Here is a 22,068-nt window from a genome sequence, read left to right on the forward strand (position 1 = left end):
CCCTGACCCGTGTCGCGCCATGGCGTTCTATGGCGCGACAATAATGAATTTAGATGAGACGCCGCGAAAAGGAGTTGGACCGATGATGCTCAGCAATGCCGATTTCGAAGAGATTTTCCCCGACTTGTTCAGGCCGGAGCGCCGCGCCCTCGTGAGCCAGTCGGTCAGGGCGGCCAGTCCCGCCTGTATCGCCCGCTGGGAAGACGATGGTGGCAGGCTCTGCGACAGGACGCAATCACACGATGTGTCTGACCGGAGAAGAGAAGTCGGCTACGCTGTCCATGATCCCGTGGAAACGCGCCATGCCCTCGAAACGCTGCCGGTTGCGGCGGCCCTTGGAGCCGCGTGGATGATGCTCGCGAGCTTTGGTCGGGTTGTGGATGGCCGATGATCGCAACCGTGAACGCCGCTTTGGAAGGCGCTGCGGCGTACAGTAGCGACACGCCAGGAACGACAATGAGGCTTGCCAACAACATGGCGGCCACGTCCCGATTTCAGAAAACCTGTGCGGTAGTGCCCCGGCACCACAAGGCCTCATCCGCCACACACGACAACATGTAGCAATGGAGACTCAAATGCTTGATACTCAGACGAAAGTTTTGGACGCCATGAACAGGCATAGCGGCGATCTATATTCCCGTCCCGCGCTCGCGGTGCTGGGCGAGGTGTTGAATGATACTTATCGGCTGATCGTCAAATCCCATACATACCATTGGAACGTGACCGGCCCGCTCTTCTACTCGATCCACAAGATGACCGAAGAGCAATACACCGACATGTTCGCCGCGGTGGACAAGCTGGCCGAACGAATCCGCGCACTCGGTAAGCCGGCATCGGTCAACTTTGCGCCCTTGACTGCTGAAGAGGGGGGCGCTGGCGATGCACAAATTGCAGATGAGATGGTCAAGGACCTGATCGCCGATCACGAAAGCCTCGCGCAACGGTTGCGCGCGCTTGTGAAGCTCGCGGAAGTGGAAGATGATCCGGCGACAGCCGACTTGGCCACCGAACGCGCCGCTTTCCACGAGGAGGTGGTCTGGATGCTCCGCGCGACGGCTGCATAGGTTGCCTCGACAGACAATGAACGGTCCCGGCTTAGGTCGGGGCCCTTCTTTGCAGGGTCCTTGCCCGCTTAGGAGGTGGCGGCTGGAAGTCTTCTCCCTTGGGTGTAAGTGATGTTCTGGAGCGCGTCGGGAGGTCATGTCAAAGGAACTTGGCTTGCGGCGGGGCAGGGGGCTGGATAGCGTCCCGGTATGACGAAACGCGATCCTTTCAAATACTTTAAGACCAGCCGCGAGATCATCCGTCTGGCCGTGATATTGTATGTCAGGTTTCCGCTTTCATTGCGGAACGTCGAGGATCTGCTCCATGAACGGGGTATCGATGTCAGCCACGAAGCCATTCGATATTGGTGGCATCGGTTCGGGCCGATGTTTGCATCGGAAATCCGAAAGCGGCGGATTGCCAGGATGAAATCCAGCCACTGGCGCTGGTACCTGGACGAGATGTTCTTGAAGATCAACGGTGAACGCCATTACCTCTGGCGGGCCGTGGATCACGAAGGCGAAGTCCTGGAAAGCTTCGTGACCAAGACGCGTGACAAGAAGGCGGCGCTAAAATTCCTAAGGAAAGCAATGCGCAAGCACGGACGCCCAGATGCCATTGTCACGGACCGGCTGCGCTCATATGGCGCTGCACTGAAGGAGATCGGCAACGCCGATCGACAGGAAACGGGGCGTTGGCTGAACAACAGAGCAGAGAATTCACATCGGCCGTTCCGACGACGGGAACGGGCAATGCAACGCTTCCGCCAGATGCGAAGTTTGCAGAAATTTGCCTCGGTCCACGCCTCGGTCTTGAACCTGTTCAATTCGGAACGCAGCCTCACCTCAAGATCACATTTCAAGCTGAACCGAGCCGCCGCCCTCGCCGAGTGGCGCGGCCTTTGCGCGGGATAAAGGACAGCCATCCTGCCCTTGCGGAGACCGGTTCGAATTGGTCTGGCAGCACCGCCACTACATAAATCATTGATATTAATCGATTTTACGCCTCGCGTATTGTGGCGTGTTTTTCGCGACTTGTGCGGGGTATCGACCCCTAGAGACTTGAAATTGCAGGCGAAATAGCCGCCCAATACGGCCCGAGTCTCTGTTTGGCATTTGGCGCGATACGGTTTTCGGCGGCCGCTTCTGGCGCTGGACTTGACTTGCCGTCAATTCGAAGCCGACTGGCTCCGATCGTGTGTATTACAGCATGCCGTTGTTTGTCTGCACACCAGCAAGGATAGTAACTATTTTGCCGCGCCGGGAGCGTCCGCCCGCACGTAAGTAACTAGAAGTTTTTCAGCATTCGGTGTTCCTGCAAACGGTCGCCGAGCGAAAAGCCCTCGGTTCTTATCGGCGGCTGGAAGATGTCGAGGCCCCGATCGAGAACGACCTTCCAGCCTGTGTCAGTTACGATGTCGCGTGCATGGGCCGTACCGGACGTATCAAAAGCCCAACTGAATTCGACGCCAGTACCGGTACAGGCTGTCGTAATCGACTCCAGCAGTTCACGCTGTCTGGAAATGTTGCCCTCGTCTGGGCCTGTGACGAGGTGGATCCTGACCTGGTTCTCAGGGGGGTCAGTCGGATCTGCTTCATTTCCTCAACATAAGTCTCGACGTCACTTTCTTCTGCCAGATACGGCTTGGCATATTTCGGCCTGATTTCAGGAGCGTTGATGTATGATGGTGGCGTGGGCGCCGCCGAACCTCCTCAGCCAACCCAAAGAATCGGGGGCCCGACCAACGGGCTCCCGTGATTTTTCGGGCTATGGCGGAAAGCGACACATACCGCTCCCCGGCCGTCAGGAAGCCGCCGTCGATCACTTCGACGGTCCAGGTGCGCCCCTGCCATTCCCGAATGAGCTTGGTACCGGTGCGCAGTCTGGTGCCAACGGACGCCCGAGACGCACTGCCGGCGGCGATGCGGTTCAGATCCTTGATCGTTCGGGCCTTGGGTCCGCCACGCACCTGACATTGCAGTTCGAAGGCGATGGCCCGGCGCAGGAAGGGCAGCGAGAGGTTCTTCGGGGGAGGTGCCCCGATCAGTTCGCGCCAGTGATCGAGTAGATCGGCGCGGTCTGCGGTTTCAAGAGCGGTGAGAGCCTCGGGCAGGTCCTTCAAGGCAGCCGGTTGGTGGGCCGAGTTCACTGGCCGGCCTCCGAACTGCTGTTGGCCTTCGCGTCGGCGCTAGCGCTGAGGGCGATCCGATAGATCAGCCCGGAGCCACCATCCTCCGGCTTGGCCGTTTCGACCTTGTGGCCTGCCTTGCGCAAGCCGGTGATCGCTGCGCGGGTGGTATGCGGTTGCCAACCGAGTGCCGAACTGATCCCAGCAATCGTGGTGCCACCGTCACGGCCCAGCATGCTGATCAGTTGATCCTTCTTGCTCGCGGTGCGGGCCGAAGCTTCCGTTACGATCGTTCCGCTAGAAACGTCGGTTTTGTCGGATGTGGTCGTGGGTTTCTTCGCCATAGTTAGCCTCCTGATTGGGGCCGGATCCATACCGGCCTTCCTACCAGGCAGAGCCCGGAGTTCCGGGCGGTGGCGCCGGACGAACCTGCTGTGTCGGCATGACCTGACTACCGCTTGCGGGGCCGACGAAGTCCAGCGAGAAATTGTAGGTGGGCAGGTGGGGCGGGAAGCCAACTGAGAGCAATTCGGCAAGGCAAATGCAGGAAGTGTGGAAGAGTCGCCATTCTTAGCGGTGAGCGCGGCTCTGCCGGTGGTTGCGCAGATTGTCTTCGTGATTCTGGATGGACTCAGGCCCATAGGGCCGTCCGTGCAGCCGCTTGGCCGATGGCCTATGCCCTCTCGTGGATTTCCGTGGCTGGCGGAGAGTCCGTGATGCCGCCATCGGTGCGTATGCAGTTCCGCGAGGCCGCGCTCATCGTGCGCCATTTGCGTGATACGGTCTGCGACAGCCCCGACTGTGCCTGGTGTCGCGAAAAGAATGATCCCAAGCGCGCGCTCTCGCGCTGGTTCGGTTTCGAGGCTTTCCGGCCTCAGCCAATGGACGACATGGGCCGACCCTTGCAGGAACGGATCGTCGATGAGGCGATGCACGGACAGAGCGTCCTCGGCATCCTGCCTACCGGCACCGGGAAATCGGTCTGCTATCAGATCCCGGCGCTTTCCAAGTTCGACAAGACCGGGGCGCTGACAGTCGTTATCTCGCCTCTGGTGGCGCTGATGTCCGATCAGGTGCAAGGGATGGCCAGAGCCGGGATTTCCTCTGCTGTCACAGTAAACGGCATGCTCTCGCTACCCGAACGGCAAGACGCGCTCGACAAAGTACGCAAGGGCGAAGCTGCAATGCTGCTGATCTCGCCCGAGCAGCTGCGCAGTGTCTCGGTCCGCTCGGTCCTGGCGCAGCGCGAGGTCGGTCTTTGGGTCCTGGATGAAGCCTACTGTATTTCGAAATGGGGCCACGACTTTCGGCCCGACTACCGCTATGTCGGACGCTTCATCAAGGAATTCTCGGGCGACGAGCCCTCGGCGCCCATCCTATGCTTGACCGCCACCGCCAAACCTGAAGTCGTCCGCGATATCCGGGAGCATTTCCTGTCGCGACTTGAAGCCGACCTTCTGCTCCTGGACGGCGGCGCGGTCCGGACCAACCTGACTTTCGAGGTACGGCCGACCCAACGCGGGACCAACCTTGCCGATATCCTCAACGTGATCGAAGCGAAGCTGCCGCGCGAAGGAGCCTCTGGCGCTGTGGTCTACTGCGCGACGCGCAACACAACAGAACGGGTCGCGGAGTTCCTCAAACAACAGGGTCTCGCGGCCGAGCACTTCCATGCGGGACTGAAGCCGGACGAAAAGCGGGACGTTCAGGAACGGTTCCGCATCGGAGAGCTCTGGGTGATCGCCGCCACCAATGCCTTTGGCATGGGGATCGACAAGCCCGATATCCGGCTTGTCGTTCATGGCGACATTCCCGGCTCTCTGGAAAACTATCTGCAAGAGGCTGGTCGCGCAGGCCGAGATCGGGAGCACGCCAATTGCGTCCTCCTCTTCGCCGGCGATGATGTTGAGCGCCAGTTCTCGCTCTCGGCCCGTTCAAGGCTCGCACGGCATGAGATTGGCGCGATCCTGAAGGCGCTCCGCCGACTCGACGGCAGGACCTCAAAGCACGGCGAAGTTGTCGCAACCTCGGGCGAGATCGTGCGTGCCGAAAAGGATCTGGAGTTCGAGCGCGACAGCGCAAGGCCATGCTCCAGCTCATCGATCAGGATCATCGGAGCATCGCCCGCGACATGCCTCTGCAATCCGGCGACGAGCAGTCTGACCGAGCCCAGTCCGAGTCCACGCAGGGGCACACCGTCCCCACCATGAAGTGAGATCGTGCCGCCGGTGAAGTTTACGCCATGGGCATCGAGCAGAGCCTGAACCTGCCCAGTAATTGGCACGCCGAGTCTGCCGGCCGTCGTCTGGACTGCAGCAAGGGCTTCGCCGAGCTGATCCTTCGCCTTGTCGCCAAAGGAGATGCGCGCGTCGCGCGCGGCTTGTGCAATCGCCGAAGCGGCGCTGGCCCGTTCCTCGGAGACCTTGTTGAGGATCGAACCGCGTTTCCAGCTTAGATTGTGCTCGCCCGATTGGCCGAGCCGGGTGGGCGCAAGGCGGACACGATCGGCCCAGCTCAGGCTGCGCGACTGTCCGAGTGCCGCCGCTCGATCGGAGACAAGCCGCCATTGTGGTTCGAGATCGTCACCCACCGCCAGCTCAACCGTCAACACCGTATCGAGGCCCGAACCTGGTTCCTCATCGATAGCGCCGCTCTGCAAATCGAAGCCCCGCAGATACAAGCCATAGGCCTCCATCGAGCGAAGGTGGCTGTCGAGCTCCCCGAGCGTGACGCTGATCTGGATAGGCTGGTCAAGCTGAAGCCGGTGGAAATCATCATCGCAAATGGCGAGGTTCCGCCGCGCGCCCAGGCAGAAATCGATTGCATCCAGGATCGTCGATTTACCACTGTCTCCCGGACCGATCAGGCAGTTGATTCCGGCCAGCGGAAACCAGTCGAGCCACCCAATAGACCGAAAGTTCCTGATTTCGATTTTACGAATCCGCGCCATTCAGCTCAATGCCTCCAATGCTGCAGGGCAAAGACTAGCGGTTAGCGCGGTCTGTCGATAGTTAAAGCCCGCCGCCTGGTGTGGGCCAACCAATCCCTGTTATCTTGCCAAGTTATTGCGAAAACCTTCCCCGCCTTTTAGCAAACCTTTGTAGTTCGGAAGACAGGAGCAGTGGAGCGCGCGATCCATGCCGATTAGGGCAACGATAGCGCAGCCCAGCTCTTGCGGGATGCGCATCCTACCTTCACGGAGAGCGAGGTAGATGGCCTCGGTTTGGCCAGCCTCGCCAAGCGTAGCTGGCACCGCAGGATGTTGAAACAGGTCTAGAGTCCATCCTGGCCCTTCGCCGCCCATTCGAATGACGGCTTGGGCACGGCCCTTCTTCTCATCGATGACAGCGCGAAAACGACGTCGCGCGGCGATGGCAATCGTAGCGGCCTCGCCGTCGTCGAGTGACGCTGTTCCGGAAGTGAGGCCGGCGAAATCCTCGTACTCATCGTCCGTCATGGCGACGATGCTAACCTTCCCCTGACCCACGAGCCCATGCAGGAAACCGCGGTCGCCGTTCCTTCGGCCCGTTTCGTTGTCGAGTTCAACCGCGACTATGTCGGGGACCACGACTGCGTTGGGAATCGCTGTGAGTATCTTAACGAAATCTGAGAACTTTGGACCGCATCCAGTTAGCTGTGGTTTCCATCAACATCATCGATACTGACGCGTATCGCACCGCCTTTTCCGAGTATCTTCGTCGGGGCACACCGATCCGGTTGTCGTTTAAACAGGTTGCGGACACGGAGCGGTATGTCTGGCGTACTCAGCGGGACGAGCGCGTGCGACCTTCACATCGGGTAAATGATGGCCGAATCTTCTCATGATCGAATCCGCCGGATACTGGCCATCCGGGCGAGGACTATAACTGTCGCTGCGAGGCTATTCCGTATGTCGAGGGGCGGACCGAGTTTGCATTTTTCGATCTTGTGACCGATACCGATTCAATGGTCGATCGCTGGGAGAACCATGATTTCATCTGGCACTTCTTTGCCGGTGCCGGTCGGGAGGTGGCACTGCCCGAAATCGGGCATCTTCGGGAGATTGTCGATCAGTATGCCACAAGGATGGAACGGAGGGGGCTTTTCGCCGCTTGGCCGATCAGATAGCGGACAGGGCGCGAGTGGGCGATCTACCGTACGATTTTGAGGCACCCTACGATTTCGAAGGTGTCGAATTCTCGCACGGAGATGCCACGGTCCAGGGGCGATTCAGCGGCACGGCTATGGTATCCGGTGATATGGTGCAAATCGAAGGCGTGGCACGTTTTCGGTTCAAAGACTATTTTACGGATCCGGTTGACCTGCGCGAGTTCTCGGCGTGGTTGCGGGAGCGCCCGGACCGGTTCTGGCGATTGTTGCAGACAGTCGGTGACCTCGTCGGGATTGGTGGCGGTCCGCAAGGCGCGCCGCTCGAGATCGACGAAAACGATGTTTCATCAATCTTCATGGCCGTTTCCGAAATGGGAGGGACCTCGTACATAATTACTGGTGAATGGGAGGCACACTTTCGTGCAGCAGTGCACCGAGAGCGAAACCGGAGCCACTACTGGGATCCGAACCTCGGTTCGCCATGATCAGAAACACTTTATGCATAGGTTGGAGATCACTTCACCGTCTTCTGAAGGGCCTGCTATTGCTTATGGTGGCTTATCCCTTTCTTTTGGTCATGATGTATTACACGACCGACGCGTTCTTTCCCAATGGCGCCGAACTTAATCGGAACTTCGATTTGAAAACTCGGTCGCGTGGAGATTTTTATCTACCCAATGGCCGATTGATCGTCCGACATGTACGGAACCTTTGCTGGAACGAAACGGCGGTTTCGGGATGGGGAGAGCCGGAGGGATTTGTGTGGCTAGGTGGAGATCACGAGGTGATTTACGCTAGCGATCCAAGATATTTGGCGACCATCGAGGAAAGCGGTCTGGGCCGCCCGACAGGGCCATGTCGAGGTTTCTATTCAACCCGGTTCGACGCGGAAACGCTGCTCGGTAACTGGAGATCAATGCGACCCGAGAATTGACGGCTGTCACCGCCCCTCCGAAAATGTGGTGCGAAGAAACGCGAAGGACGCGCACTTGGTCCGATATCGGCACGAGAGAGAGTTGGTCGCCGGAGTCATTTCCTCCGCCACCGCATAAGCCCTTGATATTACCTTGAAAATACTAAGTGTGCGGTTGCTTTGGCCCGTGTGCTACGCCCCCGCCGCCGGTGCAGAGACTCGCGTGAGGGGCCGTTTCGCCGGCTGGGCCGCTATATGTCTTGGTCTGACAGCGCCTGTCAGCCAAGTGCCAGGCCGGTGCGGTGAGCCGAATATGTCTGGACCATGCGGTCGAGTTCGGCGCGCGCTCCGGAAGAGGGCTTAGCGATCGGCAGTCGGGCATCCGGCCCGATATGTCCGGCCTCTGAAAGAAGATATTTCACCGGAGCTGGGCTATTTTCAATGAACATCGCCTCGGCGGCTGGGCGCAGAACCTCGTGAATTTCGAGGGCGCGTTGGGTGTCGCCCTCTGCCCAGGCCCGATGCAAAGCCACGCAGATTTCGGGGTCGTAGTTGGAAAAGACGCTGGTGAGCCCCGCCGCGCCGAGGGCGAAGAAGGCCAGCGCCAGACCGTCATCACCGCAATGGACGATGAAATCGGGGCCGGCGGCAGCGCGCAGCGCTTGCCCGCTTCGGCGGTCAGATCCCGAACATCCGCGCCTGGTCGTCCCAGTCGAGCGGGATCGGATGACGCGGGATTCGTTTCAGGGTGAGTTCCGGCGGCAGGGCTCCATCGCGGATCGCGTGCTGGATCTTCGGGGCGAGGAAGGCGAACTGACCACGGGTGCGGATCAGGGCGTCGTGGTGGCCTGCATCATGGGCAACCCTGTTGAGAGGCACACCGTCTCGCAAGGCTTCGGCCCATCGATGGGCCTCGAGAAGCGCTTTCAGCAAGTTCGGGTCGCGGCGGTATTCTTCCACCAGGATCGGCGTGTCACGCCCGTCGCGGCTGGCGAGGATGGCGGTCGCCGATGCCGTTCCCCTTTCAGATCCCGATGCACTGATCGAGCGGCTCACCGCGCTCATTGGGGGCGACGCCGCCCTTGTTGTCGCGGTCGCGGTCATGGGGTTCAGCCGGAAGGAAGCGGGCCACGTGCTCGGGTTCGGCCACGATGCGGCGCGCAAACGCTACCAGCGGGCGATTGTCAAATTGCGCGAGGAACTGGGGGATGCGTGCGATGTCCCATTCTGACCCGTGCAATGGCGTTTCTCCTGTGACGGCCCGATCTGGCCGCCGCAAACAGGAGACAGCGTGATGGACGCGAATGACATGGACGGGTTACTGGTCGGGCGATCGCAAGCAATCGACGCTGTGGAGCATCGGGAGCCGGGATCAGGATGCGGAGACGGTGCACGGCACCCAGAAACCGGTGGAATGCATGCGCCGGCCGATGCTCAACAATGCCTCGCCGGGCCAGGCGGTCTACGAGCCGTTCTTGGGATTGGGCACGACGATCATCGCCGCCGAGACCTCGGGCCGTATCTGCCTCGCGATGGAACTGGACCCGGCCTATGTCGATGTGGCCGTTCTGCGCTGGCAGGCCTTCACCGGCCAGGATGCGATGCTCGACGGAGATGGCCGGTCGTTCGCGGTGGTTGCCGCGGAAAGGGCGGCGTCATAAGCTAGGAGCCCATTCCCGATCGGATTGCTGCGTTTTCCGAATGGGTCTTGTGGACCCTGGTCTGCGTCCTGTGTCTCGTCACGGGCACGCCGTTTTCCGGGCATCGCGCGTGCCGCGCCTCGGGTCGCAAGGGGCGGGACTGATGGCCCGTCCACACATCACTCTGTCACCCGACCAGTGCCGCGAGGTGGAGACGCTGGCGGCGCTCCTGAACCAGGAGCAGATTGTCGATTATCTCGGGATTGCGCGCAATACGTTCCGCGCCATCTGCGACCGCGACGAGGAGGTTGCTGCGCGGTATCAAAGGGGTAAGGCGAAGGCCATCGCCCATGTTGCCAACGGCCTTTTGCAGAAGGCGCGCGCCGGCGATACGACGTCCTCGATCTTCTATCTCAAGACCCAGGCCGGCTTGCGCGAGACGCAGGAACCGTCGGGCGAGGAGGAACGCCGGGATCTGTCGGAGATGTCGGATGCGGAGACCCAAGCCAAGACCCAAAGCCGGCACCTTGTCGGGCAAGGCCATTGGTGCCCTGCCGCGCTGCCCGTCGCATCTGTCCGATGCGGCACGGAAGGAATGGCGGCGCCTCGCGACACCTCTGCACGAGGCGGGGCTTGTAACCCTTGCGGACCGCGCGGCCCTGGCGGCCTATTGCCAGGCCTGGGCCCGCTGGGTCGAGGCGGAAGAGCACCTGCGGAAGACCCCGTCGCTCCTAAAAACCCCGTCCGGTTCCCTCCGCCACATCCCCCGCCGCTACCCGACCTGCATTCCCCATCGCCTCAGCCAGTTCCAGGACCGGACCCTGCGGAGCAGAGCCGTCGCGGCTTCTCAGAGCAGGGAACGCACCATCCGCTCACCGCAGCGCGTGATCCGGCCGTTTCAACCGGCCTCCGCGGAGGCATATTTGCGCGGCGTTAGACCGAAGTGTGCGCCAAGCAACGACGCCTTCACATATGCAACCCGATTGGCGAAGACGGGTTCGAATTAATCTGCCAACCCAGTCGTCGCTTGCGCCCGGACGGGCGCAAGCGACTGATCTGTCGACCGTCTGTCCCGAAGGCATTAGAAATGGCACGCATAGCCGCGCGTCTTCATCAGGTCCTGTGGATCGCGGGAACGGCAGATGTCGCGGTCGGGTTTGAACTTGGGTCCGGCCGGACAGCGATCCTGAAATCGGCACCCGGTCGCGTTACGGGGCCGTTCCATGATATCCCCAGTCAATGGGGCGTGATCCATTCGCACACCCAGACGCGGCACAGCCGCCAGAAGGGCGCGGGAATAGGGGTGCTGCGGGTTCTGAAAGAAAGTTTCGGCGTCGTTCTCTTCGACGATGCGTCCCAGATACATGACGGCGATCCTGTCGCACATAAATCGAACGGTATCCAGATTGTGGGAGATGAACAGGTAGCTCAGGCCAAGCTTGCTCTGAAGCTCGCGCAGCAGATTCAGTATGGCAGCCTGCGCCGAGACATCCAGCGCCGAAGTCACTTCGTCGAGTATGATGTAGGACGGCTTGACCGCCAGAACCCGCGCGATTGCGACCCTCTGACGCTGCCCACCTGACAACTCATAGGGATAACGGTCCGCAAGTTCCTTGTTGAGATGTACCATATCCAGATAGTGACCCACTTCACCCGGCACCATCGCTCTGTTCACCTTGATGGCTTCCTGGATGCTGTCTCCCACCCGCATGCGCGGATTGAGCGACGCCGTGGGATCCTGGAACACCATTTGCATACGGCTGCGCAGATATTTCAGGTCACCCGACGACACGACTTTGCCATCGAGTGATATCTTTCCCGAATAAGGCGTCATGAAAGACGCTGCGCGCCCGATGGTGGATTTTCCGGAACCTGACTCGCCGACCAGACCAACAACACTCCCGGGCGGCACGTTGATGCTGACATTGTCGATTGCCTTGAATGCACCGAAGCGGACGGTGAGGTTCTCGATGATCAGACCTTGCATGTGGCGCAGACCTCCGGGTTGAAAAGAACTGGGCGTCGCGGTCCCGCTGACGAAGGGGGTTAGGGCTTCGCGCTTTGTCATGTCACACCGCTACGCTTTTGAGCGGACGAAGGTCTTCCGCCAATGAACCGTCTTCCTGGAAGCATGCAACCGTGTGGTTCGGGCCGACATCGGTCATGGCGGGAAAGTCGCCCTTGCACTTGGCGCGTGCCGCCGAGCACCGGGGGTGAAACGGGCAACCAGACGGCATCTCACCAAGAGCAGGTGCGCGGCCGGGAATTGCATATAGCGGTTTGTCCTTCGGATGCGTCGCGTCGAGCACCGCACTCAGCAGGGCCTTTGTATACGGATGTCTCGCTTCGTTCAGGATGACGTCAACCGGGGCGTCCTCGACGATCTTGCCGCCATACATCACGATGATCCGTGTACAGATCTGGTACAGGACTGCGATGTCATGCGAGATGAGCAGAATGGCGGTTCCATGTGTTTTGTTGATGCCGCGCAATTGATCGAGCACCTGGGCCTGCACCGTGACATCGAGTGCTGTCGTGGGTTCGTCCGCAATGATCAGTTTCGGGCTGTTCATCAGTCCCATGGCAATCATCGCGCGTTGCCGCATACCTCCCGAGAACTCGTGTGGGTACTGGTTGACAACCTGCTGCGCCCCCGTGATCCCGACTTCCTGCAAACGTTTGACGGCAGCCTCCCGCGCGACCTTTGGGGGAACAGCGCGATGATAGATTGCCGATTCGGTCAATTGTGTTCCGACCCGAAGGGCAGGGTTCAGCGAAGCCGAGGGATCCTGGAAGACAAGTGCAATCCCGGTTGCCAGAAGCTTTTTCTTTGCCTCCTGGTCAATGTTGTTCAGGTCGACATCCTCGAACCGATGGCTTTGAACCGATACCGCCGCACCCGGAGGCGGCAGCACGCCCAGCGAAAGGGCCATGAGCGTCTTGCCGCTGCCGGATTCCCCGAGAATACCAACGATTTCTGAATCGTTGATCGTCACATCGACATCGCGGACAGCGGCCACTTCGCCGTCGCCGTCTTCGGTCGGGAAACTCACGCGCAGCCCTTTGACGCTGATCAGCGCCCCGGCGTCAGAGCCAGATCCGGTCGACCACACTTCCTGCCCGCCCGAGGTAGAGGTGCCCGCTTTGCCCTGTTTGCGTCGCTGCGGGTTGAGCAGGCGCCCTATCGCCTCGCCGGCGAAGCTGAAGATAATCCCCGAAATCGCGATCGCGGCAGCTGGTCCCAATGCCGCCCAGGGGGTCGAGTAGATCGACTGCGCTCCGTCGACGAGCATCGTTCCCCAGTCATAGGCCGGAGGGTGCACACCCAGTCCGAGAAAGCTCAATGAAGCGAGTTCGACGATGGCCAGGCTGATGGAGGATGCGATGGCGACTGCGAAGGTATCGCCGGTATTGGGAATGACATGGCGCGTGATAATGTACCACGGTGAGACACCGAGATTGCGCGCGCCGTGAATATAGTCGCGTCCGGCAACTGAGGCGGACAGGGTGAAACTGAGGCGTGCAATTGTCGGCATCCCGGCAATCGCCACAGCAATGACCGCTCCGTGCGCGCTGGGGCCGATGATGGTCGTGATAACGATTGCGACCAGAATCGAGGGCAGTGCCAGCGCGCCATCAATCATGCGCGCGCCAAGGTTCCGAATACGCTTTGGAGCGATGGCCAGGGCAGCGCCAAGAGGAACCCCGACCAAGAACTTGAAGAAGGTTGCCGCAATAGCGAGACCGATCGAGAGCCGCGCGGCAACCAGCGTGCGTGCCAGAACATCGCGCCCCAGATTGTCGGTGCCAAGCCAGTATTCCTTTGACGCAGGCTCGGCAGCTACAAGAACGTCCATGCGCTCGGCAGGTTCGCTCAGGAAGACCGGAGCGACAACGGCGATGGCAAGCAAAATGACGAGGCCAGTAAGCCCGACGACGCCCTCAATGCCAATTCGTTTGGAAAAACGTTTCATTGTGCCACCAGGGATCTAGGGTCAAAAATGGTCAGCAGAATATCGACCACCAGGTTCATCAGGATCACGATCAGCCCCAGAAGCAGGACACAGCCCTGGATGACCGGGAAATCCGCTGTCTTCACGCCCTGCACGACGGTCGTTCCTATGCCGGGCCAGGCGAACACGTTCTCGACAACGACCGCGCCTCCGATCAGAAGAGGGGCCAGCAGGCCGCCGATGGTAAGCGCCGACGTCGCAACGTTTGGCGCGAGGTGGCGGACATAGAGCAGACGGGGTGGAAGGCGTTTGCTCTGCGCCGTGCGCATATAATCTGATCGCAGGGCATTGCCGGCTTCGACCCGAACGATCCGCGCAAGATTGATCGCCGGTCGAATCCCGATTGCCAGCGCCGGAAGCACGATCGAAGCGGGGGTGTTCGCACCCGAGACCGGGAGCCATCGCAAGCTCACGGCAAAGATGAAGGCCAGTACGATCCCGGCCACCAATTCGGGTACGGCGCCAAGCAGGCCGGTTACGGCGGTGAAACCGTGTTCGAACCAGCCGTTTCGCCCGTTTCGGGTGAATATGGCGGCGAACATGCCCAGAAGATAGCCGAACACAATAACGAAGAGCAGGGCGTAGCCTGCAAGCTTGATTGTGTAGGGCAGACGCTTACCGAGCGTTTCGGACACTGGCGCGCCCGTCACGAGCGATTTGCCGAGATCGCCGCGCAGGAGCCCGCCGGCATAGGTTACAAACTGGCGGGGTACAGACTCATTCAGCCCCATCTGTTCGCGCAATTGCTCGATATAGGCGGCGTCGGCGCTGGTGCCGGCCTGCCTGATCGCCGGATCTCCCGGGATGAGCCGCACCATGAAGAAGGTGACGGCGACGAGTGCAGCGAGCAGAACGATCAGGGCCAACAATCGTCGCCAGATGAAGTGTGCCCACATTTGCAAAGTATCGTTCATGTAATCGCGCTCCTCCAGGTCCCGACCGCTTCTAACTGTGTCGTATGTTCGAGCACCCCTCCGGGCGGCATCGAGCCGCTATAGACCCCGCTCATCGACCCACGCGGCAAAGCCTCCTCCGCTTCGTCAGCCGCGACCGTGTCCCCGAAGTGTATGTGCGGCGTTTCACAACTGCGATCAGGCTAATGTTCAAAATGGTCTTTCTGCTGATCGGCGGACAGAGCCAACGGCGATACGGTCATGATACGCATGGGGTGCGCCGACCCGCGGCCTGAGCGAACCAACTGCCAATCGTTGAATAGGAGAGATCCTGAATGTCCACAAACCGCGTTCTCAAGATCTCGTCGGCTGACATGGTCGCCCGCGCCCGAGCAAGGATAACAGAGATCGGCGCAATCGAAGCGGTTCATCTGCACGGAGACCCTGGTGTCATCTTTGTCGACATACGCGATATCCGCGAACGGCAGCGTCAGGGCTTCATCCCGGGCAGCATTCATGCGCCGCGGGGCATGCTTGAGTTCTGGTTCGATCCCGCAAGCCCATATGCGCGGTCCGAACTGATGACGGACAAAACCTACATCCTGCATTGTGCGTCCGGATGGAGATCGGCCCTCGCCGCGTCGACCCTGCTCGATATGGGTTTGGAGGTTGCGCATATCCGGGAAGGCTTTTCTGGCTGGGTCGAGTCGAAAGGCCCGGTCGAGCATCCCATCGACCGCCGCAATGCCTGAGATATGTTGGCACCAACTGAGGAGCTCTCTGGCCTGTCCCTGGAGCCGTCTGGACCCGCCGGGATGCCGCAGGACCTTTTCCGTTTGCAATGCTGTGTCGGTCGCGATCGCGGTTTGCGTGAAAATCCGTGTTTGGTCATTTTGGACATTTTTTCGAGCCCTCCCGGGGGCATCGCATTGTTAGCCTGTTAGCCTAGATGCAAGGTCCGGGTTCACAGGAAGGCCAAAAGGGTGGACGTACCGGACCTCTCAACTCAATGGGAGGAAAGTATGAAGAACCGTATCGGAATGACTTTGATCGCGTCAGCGGCAATTGCGCTGGGGAGTGCGGCGACGGCTGAAACGATAACGATCCGTATGTCTTCGCCGCCGGATACGCTCGACCCCGCCAAGTCGGCCGGAACGGAAAGCACCTATGGTCTGATTTCGGCGGCATATGAGACACTGGTAAAGAGGAACATGGACGGTGAAATCCGCCCCGAAGTCGCGGTTTCCTGGGAGACGACCGCTGACAGCGCGACCCTTAAGCTGCGCGACAGCATCGTTTGTTCGGACGGGACGGAAATGACCCCGGCGATGGTGGCCAGATCTCTCGAGCGCATGGGTGCACCGGAAACCGCCAGCCCGTACATTTCGCGTGTCGTTGGTACTGCCGGGTATACGGTAACCAGCGACGACGCCGAGAGAACCGTGACGATCAAGCTGAACGCGCCGAACAGTGACCTCCTGCTTGGCCTGTCCAATCCGGCAACTTCGATCACATGTCCCGCCGGGCTCGACTCCGAGGATCAGCTCAGGAACACGTCGTTCGGCACCGGCCCTTACATGATTGATACGTCGCGAAGCCTCGACGGTGAAACCTACACTCTTGTCGCCAATCCTTACGCCCCTGAGCGAGAGGGGGCATTTCCGGACGAACTCGTATTTCGTGTTATCGTGAACAACACGACGGCTGCAAACGAACTGATCTCTGGTGGCATCGATATCGCGTCCATCACCGGTCGTGACCAAGACCGGCTGCGTGCGGACCCATCTCTGACAGTGACCGATCTGGCTCAATGGGGAAGCCAGTATCTGAGCATGAATCACCGGGAGGATCACCCAACAAGCGACATGGAGGTGCGGCGGGCGATCATGACTGCCATTGACCGCGAAAAGGCGGCCCGTGTTGGCACGTTTGATCATGGCGTCGTGGCGTCCAGCCTCGTGAGCAGCAACCAGGAATGCTACGACCCGACGACGGAAGATGCTCTGCCGGAGGCCAGCATCGAGGCGGCGCGGGAGATCCTGACGAATGCAGGTTGGACTCCGAACGACAAAGGTATCTTTGAGAAAGACGGGCAGCCGCTGGTGCTTCGGGTCATTGGCACGCCGACGCTGTCAAACTCGACGCCCGAATATGTGCTTCAGGCGCTCACCGAAATGGGTGCGCAGGCATCCTTGAAAACCGGGTCGGTGCAGGAATACATCGTGATGTTCCGGGGCGATGACTGGGATGTAGAGGTGCGCCCGTACATCGCGTCGATCGACACGCCCAATGCGATGAGTGCACATGTCTCCGGCCCCAACAACCATGCAAAGATCGAGAACGCCAAGTTCGATGCTGCACGTGATCGGGCGCTTGCTGCGGCTCCCGGCAGCGACGAGCGCTGTGCGGCATGGTCCGAAGCCCAGCACGCGATCCTGGAAAGCTGGGATGCCTTGCCGCTCTTCGGTTCCTACTACACCTTCTTCAACCGCAACGGCATCTCGTTCGAGATGATGGTGCCGGCAACGCTGGATGCAGCAACCATTCGCCTGGATTGAGCTCAGGCACATGGTGGCAGTGGAGCAAATGTGTATTGCTCCACTGCCACCTTTCTCGACCGGACCGAATATGGCGACATTGTCGATCTCATTCGAGCCGGACACGGATTCAAAAGCTTGCCGCGGGCTGGTCGCGCAGCGGGTTGGGCAGCTCAGGTGAGCCGCTTGCAGTAAGCCCGTGTTCGTGGCGAGCACGAATTGACTGCGTTCTGCAAGATTGTCCACGGTGAACATTTGCTGCCTTCGCCAGCGCACGCACGAGACATATTGTCGGCCAAGAAATGTTGCGCGCGGTGTGATGAGAAGTTTCGTTATCTGGTTGGCGTCGGAGGGTCTGGCCTCGCTACGGCCTGCGCCAATACACAGCCGCGACGGCATCTCGTGTCCATCGGCACAGATCACAAGTCGGCACCAAATTGGTTGATGAACTTGTTGACCGATCAGCACTCCACAAAGGCCCGAAGAGCCGAAGTTAAGAAAAGGGAAATATATGTCGAAGCTATTCGATGGTTACAATCTCGCCGGGCTACAACTGCAAAATCGCGTCGTTATGGCTCCGATGACACGTTCACGCGCCATTGATAACAATCCCAACGAGGATACAGCTCTGTATTATAGTCAGCGCGCTTCGGCGGGGTTGATCATTACAGAGGGCGCTCCGATTTCACCCGAAGCGCGCGGCTACCTCTACACGCCTGGAATTCATAGTGCCGAACAGGTGGCGGGCTGGCGCCGGGTTACGGATGCTGTCCATGAAGCCGGCGGGCGCATCTTCATACAGCTTTGGCACGTTGGTCGGGTCTCACACACGTCTTTGCAGCCCAACGGCGGCGATCCGGTAACCTCGTCGACGGCACCCTGTGAAACCACAACCTGCTTTGCATATACGGATGATGGTGGAACGGGGCACGTCCCGGTCTCTCCGGCGCGGGCGCTCACGAAACCGGCGATCGCGCGTGTCGTCGGGGACTATGTTGATGCTGCCAAGCTCTCGGTGGATGCCGGTTTCGACGGCGTGGAAATACACGGTGCGAATGGCTACCTTATTGAGCAGTTCGTGAATGCTTCGGTGAACAACCGGCAGGACGAATACGGCGGCTCCATCGAAAATCGGCTCCGGTTTGTATTTGAAGTCATTGACGCAATCAGCGCGGCAATCGGGGCGCAGCGCGTGGGAATTCGTGTCGCGCCTTTTGGCCGGCTTTTCGACATGCAGCCTTTTCCGGATGAGCGCGAGACCTGGATCGCGTTCGCGAAGGAAGCGAACAACCGAGACATCGCCTATGTTCACCTTTCCGATCAGCTAACAGATGGATCACACAGTCTCCCGGAAGACTTCAGAAGAGAGTTCCGGAACACGTTCAAAGGCACTCTGATGGCCGCCGGCGGTTTCACGGCCGAGACCGCATCAGCGGCGGTCGAGACCGGAGAACTGGATCTTGTCGCGTTTGGAAAGCCTTTCATTTCAAACCCGGATTTGGTGGAAAGAATGAAAAACCGCTGGGAACTGACGGAGCCGGACCGGCAGACATTCTATACCCAGACGCATGAGGGATATATTGATTACCCAACCTTCGGGGAATCCCACCAAGCAATGCCCGCAAGGGTATCCTCGTGATGTTTGGTGCGTGGTTGCGGCAACCGAGCGACGGCTCATACCCCTGAGAAACGCCTGCCATCTGCCGTAGGCCGTGCCGATTGGGCTGTGCCTGTGACAGCCAGCGCTGCCCGCATAGAAATTCGGGACTGAGATCACAGCTGCCCCGGCGGCCGCATGGTCTGCCTGTCGCCGACACCGGCCCGGCATCTACGCGCCGATGAAGTCGGCCCGGCGTTCGAGAAGGGCGACGCAGGGTTCTGTCAAAGGAACTCGACTTGAGGCGGGCAGGGCGGTCAGGTAGCCTGCGAAGATGAGCTAACCTTCCCCATTCAAGTACTTCAAAACCAGCCCTGAGATCATTCGTCTGGCTGTGATGCTCTACGTCCGGTTCCCGCTGTCACTCCGGAACGTCGAGGACCTGCTGCATGAACGTGGCATCGACATTAGCCACGAGACCGTCCGGTTTTGGTGGCATCGATTTGGTCCGCTGTTCGCGGCGGAGATCCGAAAACGTCGGGTCGCGGGTATGTGGTCCAGTCGGTGGAAATGGCATCTGGATGAGATGTTCGTGAAGATCAGCGGCGAGCGGTGCTACCTGTGGCGCGCGGTAGATCACGAGGGCGAGGTTCTCGAAAGCTTTGTGACGAAGACGCGGGACAAGAAGGCCGCATTGAAATTCTTGAGGAAATCTCTGAAAGACATGGTCCGGCCGAAGAATTGGTGACCGACCGTCTGCGCTCCTATGGCGCGGCCTTGGGAGATCTCGGTATCCGTGAACGCCAGCAAACTGGCCGATGGATGAACAACCGTGCGGAGAATTCACACTTGCCATTCTGAAGGCGGGAGCGGGCGATGCTCCGATTTCGGCGGATGCGAAGTTTGCAGAAATTTGCCGCCGTTCACGCCTCCATCCACAATCACTTCAACAAAGAACGAAGCCTTTCAAGCCGATCCCTCTTCAATGCCAATCGTGCCGCAGCTCTTGCCGAGTGGCGGTGTCTTCTTGCGACATAAGGGACAGTCATCCTGTCCTTGTAGAGACGGGTTCGAATTTGTTGACCTGCTCCCCTGAAAAGTCCTCGCTTTGAGGTTAGCCTGTTCCCCAACCGAGGAGACAGACGATGAACGAGCACCTCTTTTTGCCAACCTGCGCCATGCCCGCCATTTAATTGCGGCATGGCGCGACGACTATCCAATCGGGATGAGGCGTTGGATCAGCTTCGGAAAACAGCTTCGCTCCTTGGACGGTACGTAGCACATTCGCGACTTGGCCGCGTTCATGCGGAGTCATGCTCTTCGGGCTGTGCTGTGCTTTCAATATGACCGACGTTCGCCACCTACGCGGATCGTCAGCACGTTCGGCCCAGGCTTGCTGCCGCTACTGAACGACCGGTCCGAGGGGTCCGTCGAGTTCAAGCACCAGAACATCAGTGCGGTGCTGAAGGGCCTCGACGAGAACCGGATCCCCGGTTACAAGCCCGCGTTCAACTTCCAGATGACCTTGGTGGATGCCGTGGCGCGGTGGCTGGCGCTGAACCCGGCCTGGCTCGGGCGCCAACCGGGGCTGCAAACCGCCGCTGGCCTGCGCAAGGCGGCGCAGATCTGGATCGGGCCGCCGCCGACGCTGTCGAACCAGCCGCCCCCGCAGGAGCTGGACCAGATGCTGCACATCGCCCGCAAGTTCGATGTGGCGGGCCGGGACGAGCGCAACCGGGCCCTCGGACGTGCGGGCGAGGAGCGCGTGCTGGCGCGCAAGGTGCGCTGGGTGTTGGAGGAGGAAGGCGACGGCGCGGGCTATGACATCGCGAGTTTCGCCCCGGACGGGCTCCCACGGCTGATCGAGGTCAAGACCACGAACTGATGCCCGAGCAGCCGAACCAGCCCGAGCGCCAGCAGGCCGCATAGTTCGGCGCAGCGCTCGGCGGCGGTCATTTGGTCGGGAGGAAGCGGGTTCGGGCGTTTCATGTCTCGGTAGCCCTCCACCGCATCAGTTCAAATCGTTTAAGCAGGAATGGAGCGCCTTTGTAGGCACCCCATTTTTTAACATCCGAACGCGCGGGTTCAGCGGAGGTATACCGCGGTATCGCGCTCGTATTGCTTAGCGCCGGACCAGACCAGATCGGCGCACGACTGTTTCTCCGACGGCGTGATCAGGCTATTGTCTACTTGGAACTGGGCAAAGTTATCGATCCCCTGGCAATTGAAATAGGGGCTGACCAGCGGGCCGAGACGATCCAGCACGGAAATCATCACGTCCTGCGTCAGGGCCTTGTTATACTTGCTCCAGATTTCTGCAGTCGCGGTTCGATTGGCCGGGTTGCTGATGAATTCGAGGGCCTCTTCATGCGCCTTCTGGAAGGCATGCATTGCATCGGCGTTTTCGTCTGCGTGTTTGCGCCTTGTGTGCCAGACGCTCGACGTCCAGGATTCGAACTGCGGAACGGACTTGTCCAGCGCGAGGTCAAGCAACACCGTTCCGCCGATCCCTTTCAGCAGTTCCGCCACCGGTTCGATCGCGATGATCGCATCGAGCTGGCCCGCCTTGAAAGCGGCAAGCGCATTCGGCCCCAGACCGGCTGCGACATAGGTGACATCCGTTTCAGGGTTCAGTCCAGCATCGGAAGCAAAGCGCCGCATGAAGTTGTGCCCGTCCGAGCCGATCGCCGGGACCCCGACTTTCAGGCCTTTCAGATCAACGATGAGTGACGGGTAGCCGTCGCCCTTGTGAGGCGTTGCGATGCCCTTGTTGACAACGATGACCCATACCGGGGTCGGGTAGCCTTCGATCACCGTCACCATGTCCATACCCTGTTTGTTCACCAGCATGAGGTTGCCCACGCTGTTGCCCATCAGGTCGATCGCCCCGCTCATCATGGCAGCGGTTGCTTCGGGTGCCGAACGGAAGTCGACGGTGCTGACGTCAAGCCCGTGTTTTTCGTAGATGCCGCTTTCGACACCCACATAGATCGGCAACGAAACGAACGAGCCGGTGTAGACGCCGATGCTCATCGGCTTGAGGTCCTGCGCATTCGCCATACTGGCAATCAGGAGTGTGAGAGCCGCCGCCCATAAAGCCAACGCTCTTTTGACAATAACCATAGTTTTCCTCCCTAAGTGGATATTGCATTCTGGTCTTCTCACAACGACATGTTCCTCAATCATGCATGTTGTGATCTCTTCGTTGATCCTT

Annotated in this window: 21 protein-coding genes and 5 pseudogenes; 14 read left to right on the forward strand and 12 right to left on the reverse strand. The window is 59.9% G+C overall.

Going from position 1 to position 22,068, the window contains the following annotated elements; all coding sequences use genetic code 11:
- Positions 1 to 19: 19 nt before the first annotated feature.
- From QMG28_RS18890 to QMG28_RS18900, 3 genes are all read left to right on the forward strand, one after another.
- On the forward strand, positions 20 to 391 hold the full coding sequence (locus tag QMG28_RS18890) for a hypothetical protein (RefSeq protein ID WP_281843794.1): 372 nt from the start codon (positions 20 to 22) through the stop codon (positions 389 to 391).
- Between the two features lie 217 nt (positions 392 to 608).
- Complete coding sequence (locus QMG28_RS18895) at positions 609 to 1,064, forward strand: Dps family protein (protein ID WP_434784458.1); 456 nt, start codon at positions 609 to 611, stop codon at positions 1,062 to 1,064.
- Between the two features lie 189 nt (positions 1,065 to 1,253).
- Positions 1,254 to 1,958 carry an IS6 family transposase gene (locus QMG28_RS18900; RefSeq protein WP_281843796.1) on the forward strand — a complete coding sequence of 235 codons (705 nt, stop codon included), beginning with the start codon at positions 1,254 to 1,256 and terminating at the stop codon, positions 1,956 to 1,958.
- Between the two features lie 373 nt (positions 1,959 to 2,331).
- On the opposite strand, the gene QMG28_RS18905 is transcribed toward QMG28_RS18900, so the two are convergent.
- Genes QMG28_RS18905 through QMG28_RS18915 form a run of 3 tightly spaced genes read right to left on the reverse strand, consistent with a single transcriptional unit; the run spans position 2,332 to position 3,516 of the window.
- Positions 2,332 to 2,601 carry an MIT C-terminal domain-containing protein gene (locus QMG28_RS18905; RefSeq protein WP_307726361.1) on the reverse strand — a complete coding sequence of 90 codons (270 nt, stop codon included), beginning with the start codon at positions 2,599 to 2,601 and terminating at the stop codon, positions 2,332 to 2,334.
- Between the two features lie 37 nt (positions 2,602 to 2,638).
- Positions 2,639 to 3,193, reverse strand: coding sequence for a DUF2924 domain-containing protein (locus QMG28_RS18910; protein ID WP_281843797.1), 555 nt, complete (start codon positions 3,191 to 3,193; stop codon positions 2,639 to 2,641).
- Positions 3,190 to 3,516, reverse strand: coding sequence for a DUF3489 domain-containing protein (locus QMG28_RS18915; RefSeq protein ID WP_281843798.1), 327 nt, complete (start codon positions 3,514 to 3,516; stop codon positions 3,190 to 3,192). The genes QMG28_RS18910 and QMG28_RS18915 overlap by 4 nt, the downstream gene beginning before the upstream one ends.
- A gap of 315 nt (positions 3,517 to 3,831) precedes the next feature.
- On the opposite strand from QMG28_RS18915, the pseudogene QMG28_RS18920 reads away from it, so the two are divergent.
- Positions 3,832 to 5,253, forward strand: a pseudogene (locus tag QMG28_RS18920) (RecQ family ATP-dependent DNA helicase); the annotation flags it as partial.
- A 59-nt stretch (positions 5,254 to 5,312) separates the two neighbouring features.
- On the opposite strand, the pseudogene QMG28_RS21000 reads toward QMG28_RS18920, so the two are convergent.
- Both QMG28_RS21000 and QMG28_RS18935 read right to left on the reverse strand, forming a co-directional pair.
- A pseudogene (locus QMG28_RS21000) lies at positions 5,313 to 6,122 on the reverse strand (ATP-dependent nuclease); the annotation flags it as partial.
- A gap of 99 nt (positions 6,123 to 6,221) precedes the next feature.
- Positions 6,222 to 6,767, reverse strand: coding sequence for a PIN domain-containing protein (locus QMG28_RS18935; RefSeq protein ID WP_491850075.1), 546 nt, complete (start codon positions 6,765 to 6,767; stop codon positions 6,222 to 6,224).
- Positions 6,768 to 7,117: 350 nt separating this feature from the next.
- Here QMG28_RS18935 and QMG28_RS18940 point away from each other — a divergent pair, with 350 nt between their 5' ends.
- Positions 7,118 to 7,279 (forward strand): hypothetical protein, encoded by a 162-nt coding sequence (locus QMG28_RS18940; RefSeq protein ID WP_281843802.1) that lies wholly within the window; start codon positions 7,118 to 7,120, stop codon positions 7,277 to 7,279.
- Positions 7,280 to 7,293: 14 nt separating this feature from the next.
- Complete coding sequence (locus QMG28_RS18945) at positions 7,294 to 7,746, forward strand: hypothetical protein (RefSeq protein ID WP_281843803.1); 453 nt, start codon at positions 7,294 to 7,296, stop codon at positions 7,744 to 7,746.
- Positions 7,747 to 8,452: 706 nt separating this feature from the next.
- Here the strand turns inward: QMG28_RS18945 and QMG28_RS18950 are convergent.
- Together QMG28_RS18950 and QMG28_RS18955 are read right to left on the reverse strand one after the other, a co-directional pair.
- A complete protein-coding gene (locus QMG28_RS18950; RefSeq protein WP_307726362.1) occupies positions 8,453 to 8,902 on the reverse strand; it encodes a dihydrodipicolinate synthase family protein in 450 nt (149 codons plus the stop codon).
- Positions 8,853 to 9,134 (reverse strand): hypothetical protein, encoded by a 282-nt coding sequence (locus QMG28_RS18955; protein WP_281843804.1) that lies wholly within the window; start codon positions 9,132 to 9,134, stop codon positions 8,853 to 8,855. The genes QMG28_RS18950 and QMG28_RS18955 overlap by 50 nt, the downstream gene beginning before the upstream one ends.
- 37 nt (positions 9,135 to 9,171) lie before the next feature.
- Between QMG28_RS18955 and QMG28_RS18960 the strand changes: the two genes are divergently transcribed.
- Together QMG28_RS18960 and QMG28_RS18965 are read left to right on the forward strand one after the other, a co-directional pair.
- Positions 9,172 to 9,405, forward strand: coding sequence for a hypothetical protein (locus QMG28_RS18960; protein WP_281843805.1), 234 nt, complete (start codon positions 9,172 to 9,174; stop codon positions 9,403 to 9,405).
- An 85-nt stretch (positions 9,406 to 9,490) separates the two neighbouring features.
- Positions 9,491 to 9,835, forward strand: a pseudogene (locus QMG28_RS18965) (DNA methyltransferase); the annotation flags it as partial.
- Between the two features lie 166 nt (positions 9,836 to 10,001).
- Here QMG28_RS18965 and QMG28_RS18970 read toward each other — a convergent pair.
- Positions 10,002 to 10,358, reverse strand: a complete 357-nt coding sequence (locus tag QMG28_RS18970; RefSeq protein ID WP_281843822.1) for a hypothetical protein — start codon at positions 10,356 to 10,358, stop codon at positions 10,002 to 10,004.
- Here QMG28_RS18970 and QMG28_RS18975 point away from each other — a divergent pair.
- The gene (locus QMG28_RS18975) at positions 10,306 to 10,821 is read left to right on the forward strand and encodes a phage terminase small subunit P27 family (protein WP_281843806.1); all 516 of its coding nucleotides are present in this window, start codon (positions 10,306 to 10,308) and stop codon (positions 10,819 to 10,821) included. The two genes, QMG28_RS18970 and QMG28_RS18975, sit on opposite strands and share 53 nt — an antisense overlap.
- Before the next feature lie 74 nt (positions 10,822 to 10,895).
- On the opposite strand, the gene QMG28_RS18980 is transcribed toward QMG28_RS18975, so the two are convergent.
- The 3 genes from QMG28_RS18980 to QMG28_RS18990 form a co-directional block, all read right to left on the reverse strand.
- The gene (locus QMG28_RS18980) at positions 10,896 to 11,801 is read right to left on the reverse strand and encodes an oligopeptide/dipeptide ABC transporter ATP-binding protein (RefSeq protein WP_281843807.1); all 906 of its coding nucleotides are present in this window, start codon (positions 11,799 to 11,801) and stop codon (positions 10,896 to 10,898) included.
- An 82-nt stretch (positions 11,802 to 11,883) separates the two neighbouring features.
- The gene (locus QMG28_RS18985; protein WP_281843808.1) at positions 11,884 to 13,788 is read right to left on the reverse strand and encodes a dipeptide/oligopeptide/nickel ABC transporter permease/ATP-binding protein; all 1,905 of its coding nucleotides are present in this window, start codon (positions 13,786 to 13,788) and stop codon (positions 11,884 to 11,886) included.
- Positions 13,785 to 14,741, reverse strand: a complete 957-nt coding sequence (locus QMG28_RS18990) for an ABC transporter permease (RefSeq protein WP_281843809.1) — start codon at positions 14,739 to 14,741, stop codon at positions 13,785 to 13,787. The genes QMG28_RS18985 and QMG28_RS18990 overlap by 4 nt, the downstream gene beginning before the upstream one ends.
- A gap of 314 nt (positions 14,742 to 15,055) precedes the next feature.
- On the opposite strand from QMG28_RS18990, the gene QMG28_RS18995 reads away from it, so the two are divergent.
- The 5 genes and pseudogenes from QMG28_RS18995 to QMG28_RS19015 form a co-directional block, all read left to right on the forward strand.
- Positions 15,056 to 15,472: a rhodanese-like domain-containing protein gene (locus QMG28_RS18995; protein WP_281843810.1), complete on the forward strand. Its 417-nt coding sequence runs from the start codon at positions 15,056 to 15,058 to the stop codon at positions 15,470 to 15,472.
- Positions 15,473 to 15,742: 270 nt separating this feature from the next.
- Positions 15,743 to 17,278, forward strand: coding sequence for an ABC transporter substrate-binding protein (locus QMG28_RS19000; protein ID WP_281843811.1), 1,536 nt, complete (start codon positions 15,743 to 15,745; stop codon positions 17,276 to 17,278).
- Between the two features lie 490 nt (positions 17,279 to 17,768).
- Positions 17,769 to 18,896 (forward strand): alkene reductase, encoded by a 1,128-nt coding sequence (locus QMG28_RS19005; RefSeq protein WP_281843812.1) that lies wholly within the window; start codon positions 17,769 to 17,771, stop codon positions 18,894 to 18,896.
- 355 nt (positions 18,897 to 19,251) lie between these two features.
- Positions 19,252 to 19,892 (forward strand): annotated as a pseudogene (locus QMG28_RS19010) (IS6 family transposase).
- A 352-nt stretch (positions 19,893 to 20,244) separates the two neighbouring features.
- Positions 20,245 to 20,736, forward strand: a pseudogene (locus tag QMG28_RS19015) (protein NO VEIN domain-containing protein); the annotation flags it as partial.
- 203 nt (positions 20,737 to 20,939) lie between these two features.
- On the opposite strand, the gene QMG28_RS19020 reads toward QMG28_RS19015, so the two are convergent.
- Positions 20,940 to 21,977, reverse strand: a complete 1,038-nt coding sequence (locus QMG28_RS19020; RefSeq protein WP_281843813.1) for an ABC transporter substrate-binding protein — start codon at positions 21,975 to 21,977, stop codon at positions 20,940 to 20,942.
- Positions 21,978 to 22,068: the final 91 nt, after the last annotated feature.

It is taken from the genome of Sinisalibacter aestuarii, from assembly GCF_027923545.1.
Classification (GTDB): Bacteria; Pseudomonadota; Alphaproteobacteria; order Rhodobacterales; family Rhodobacteraceae; genus Sinisalibacter; species Sinisalibacter aestuarii.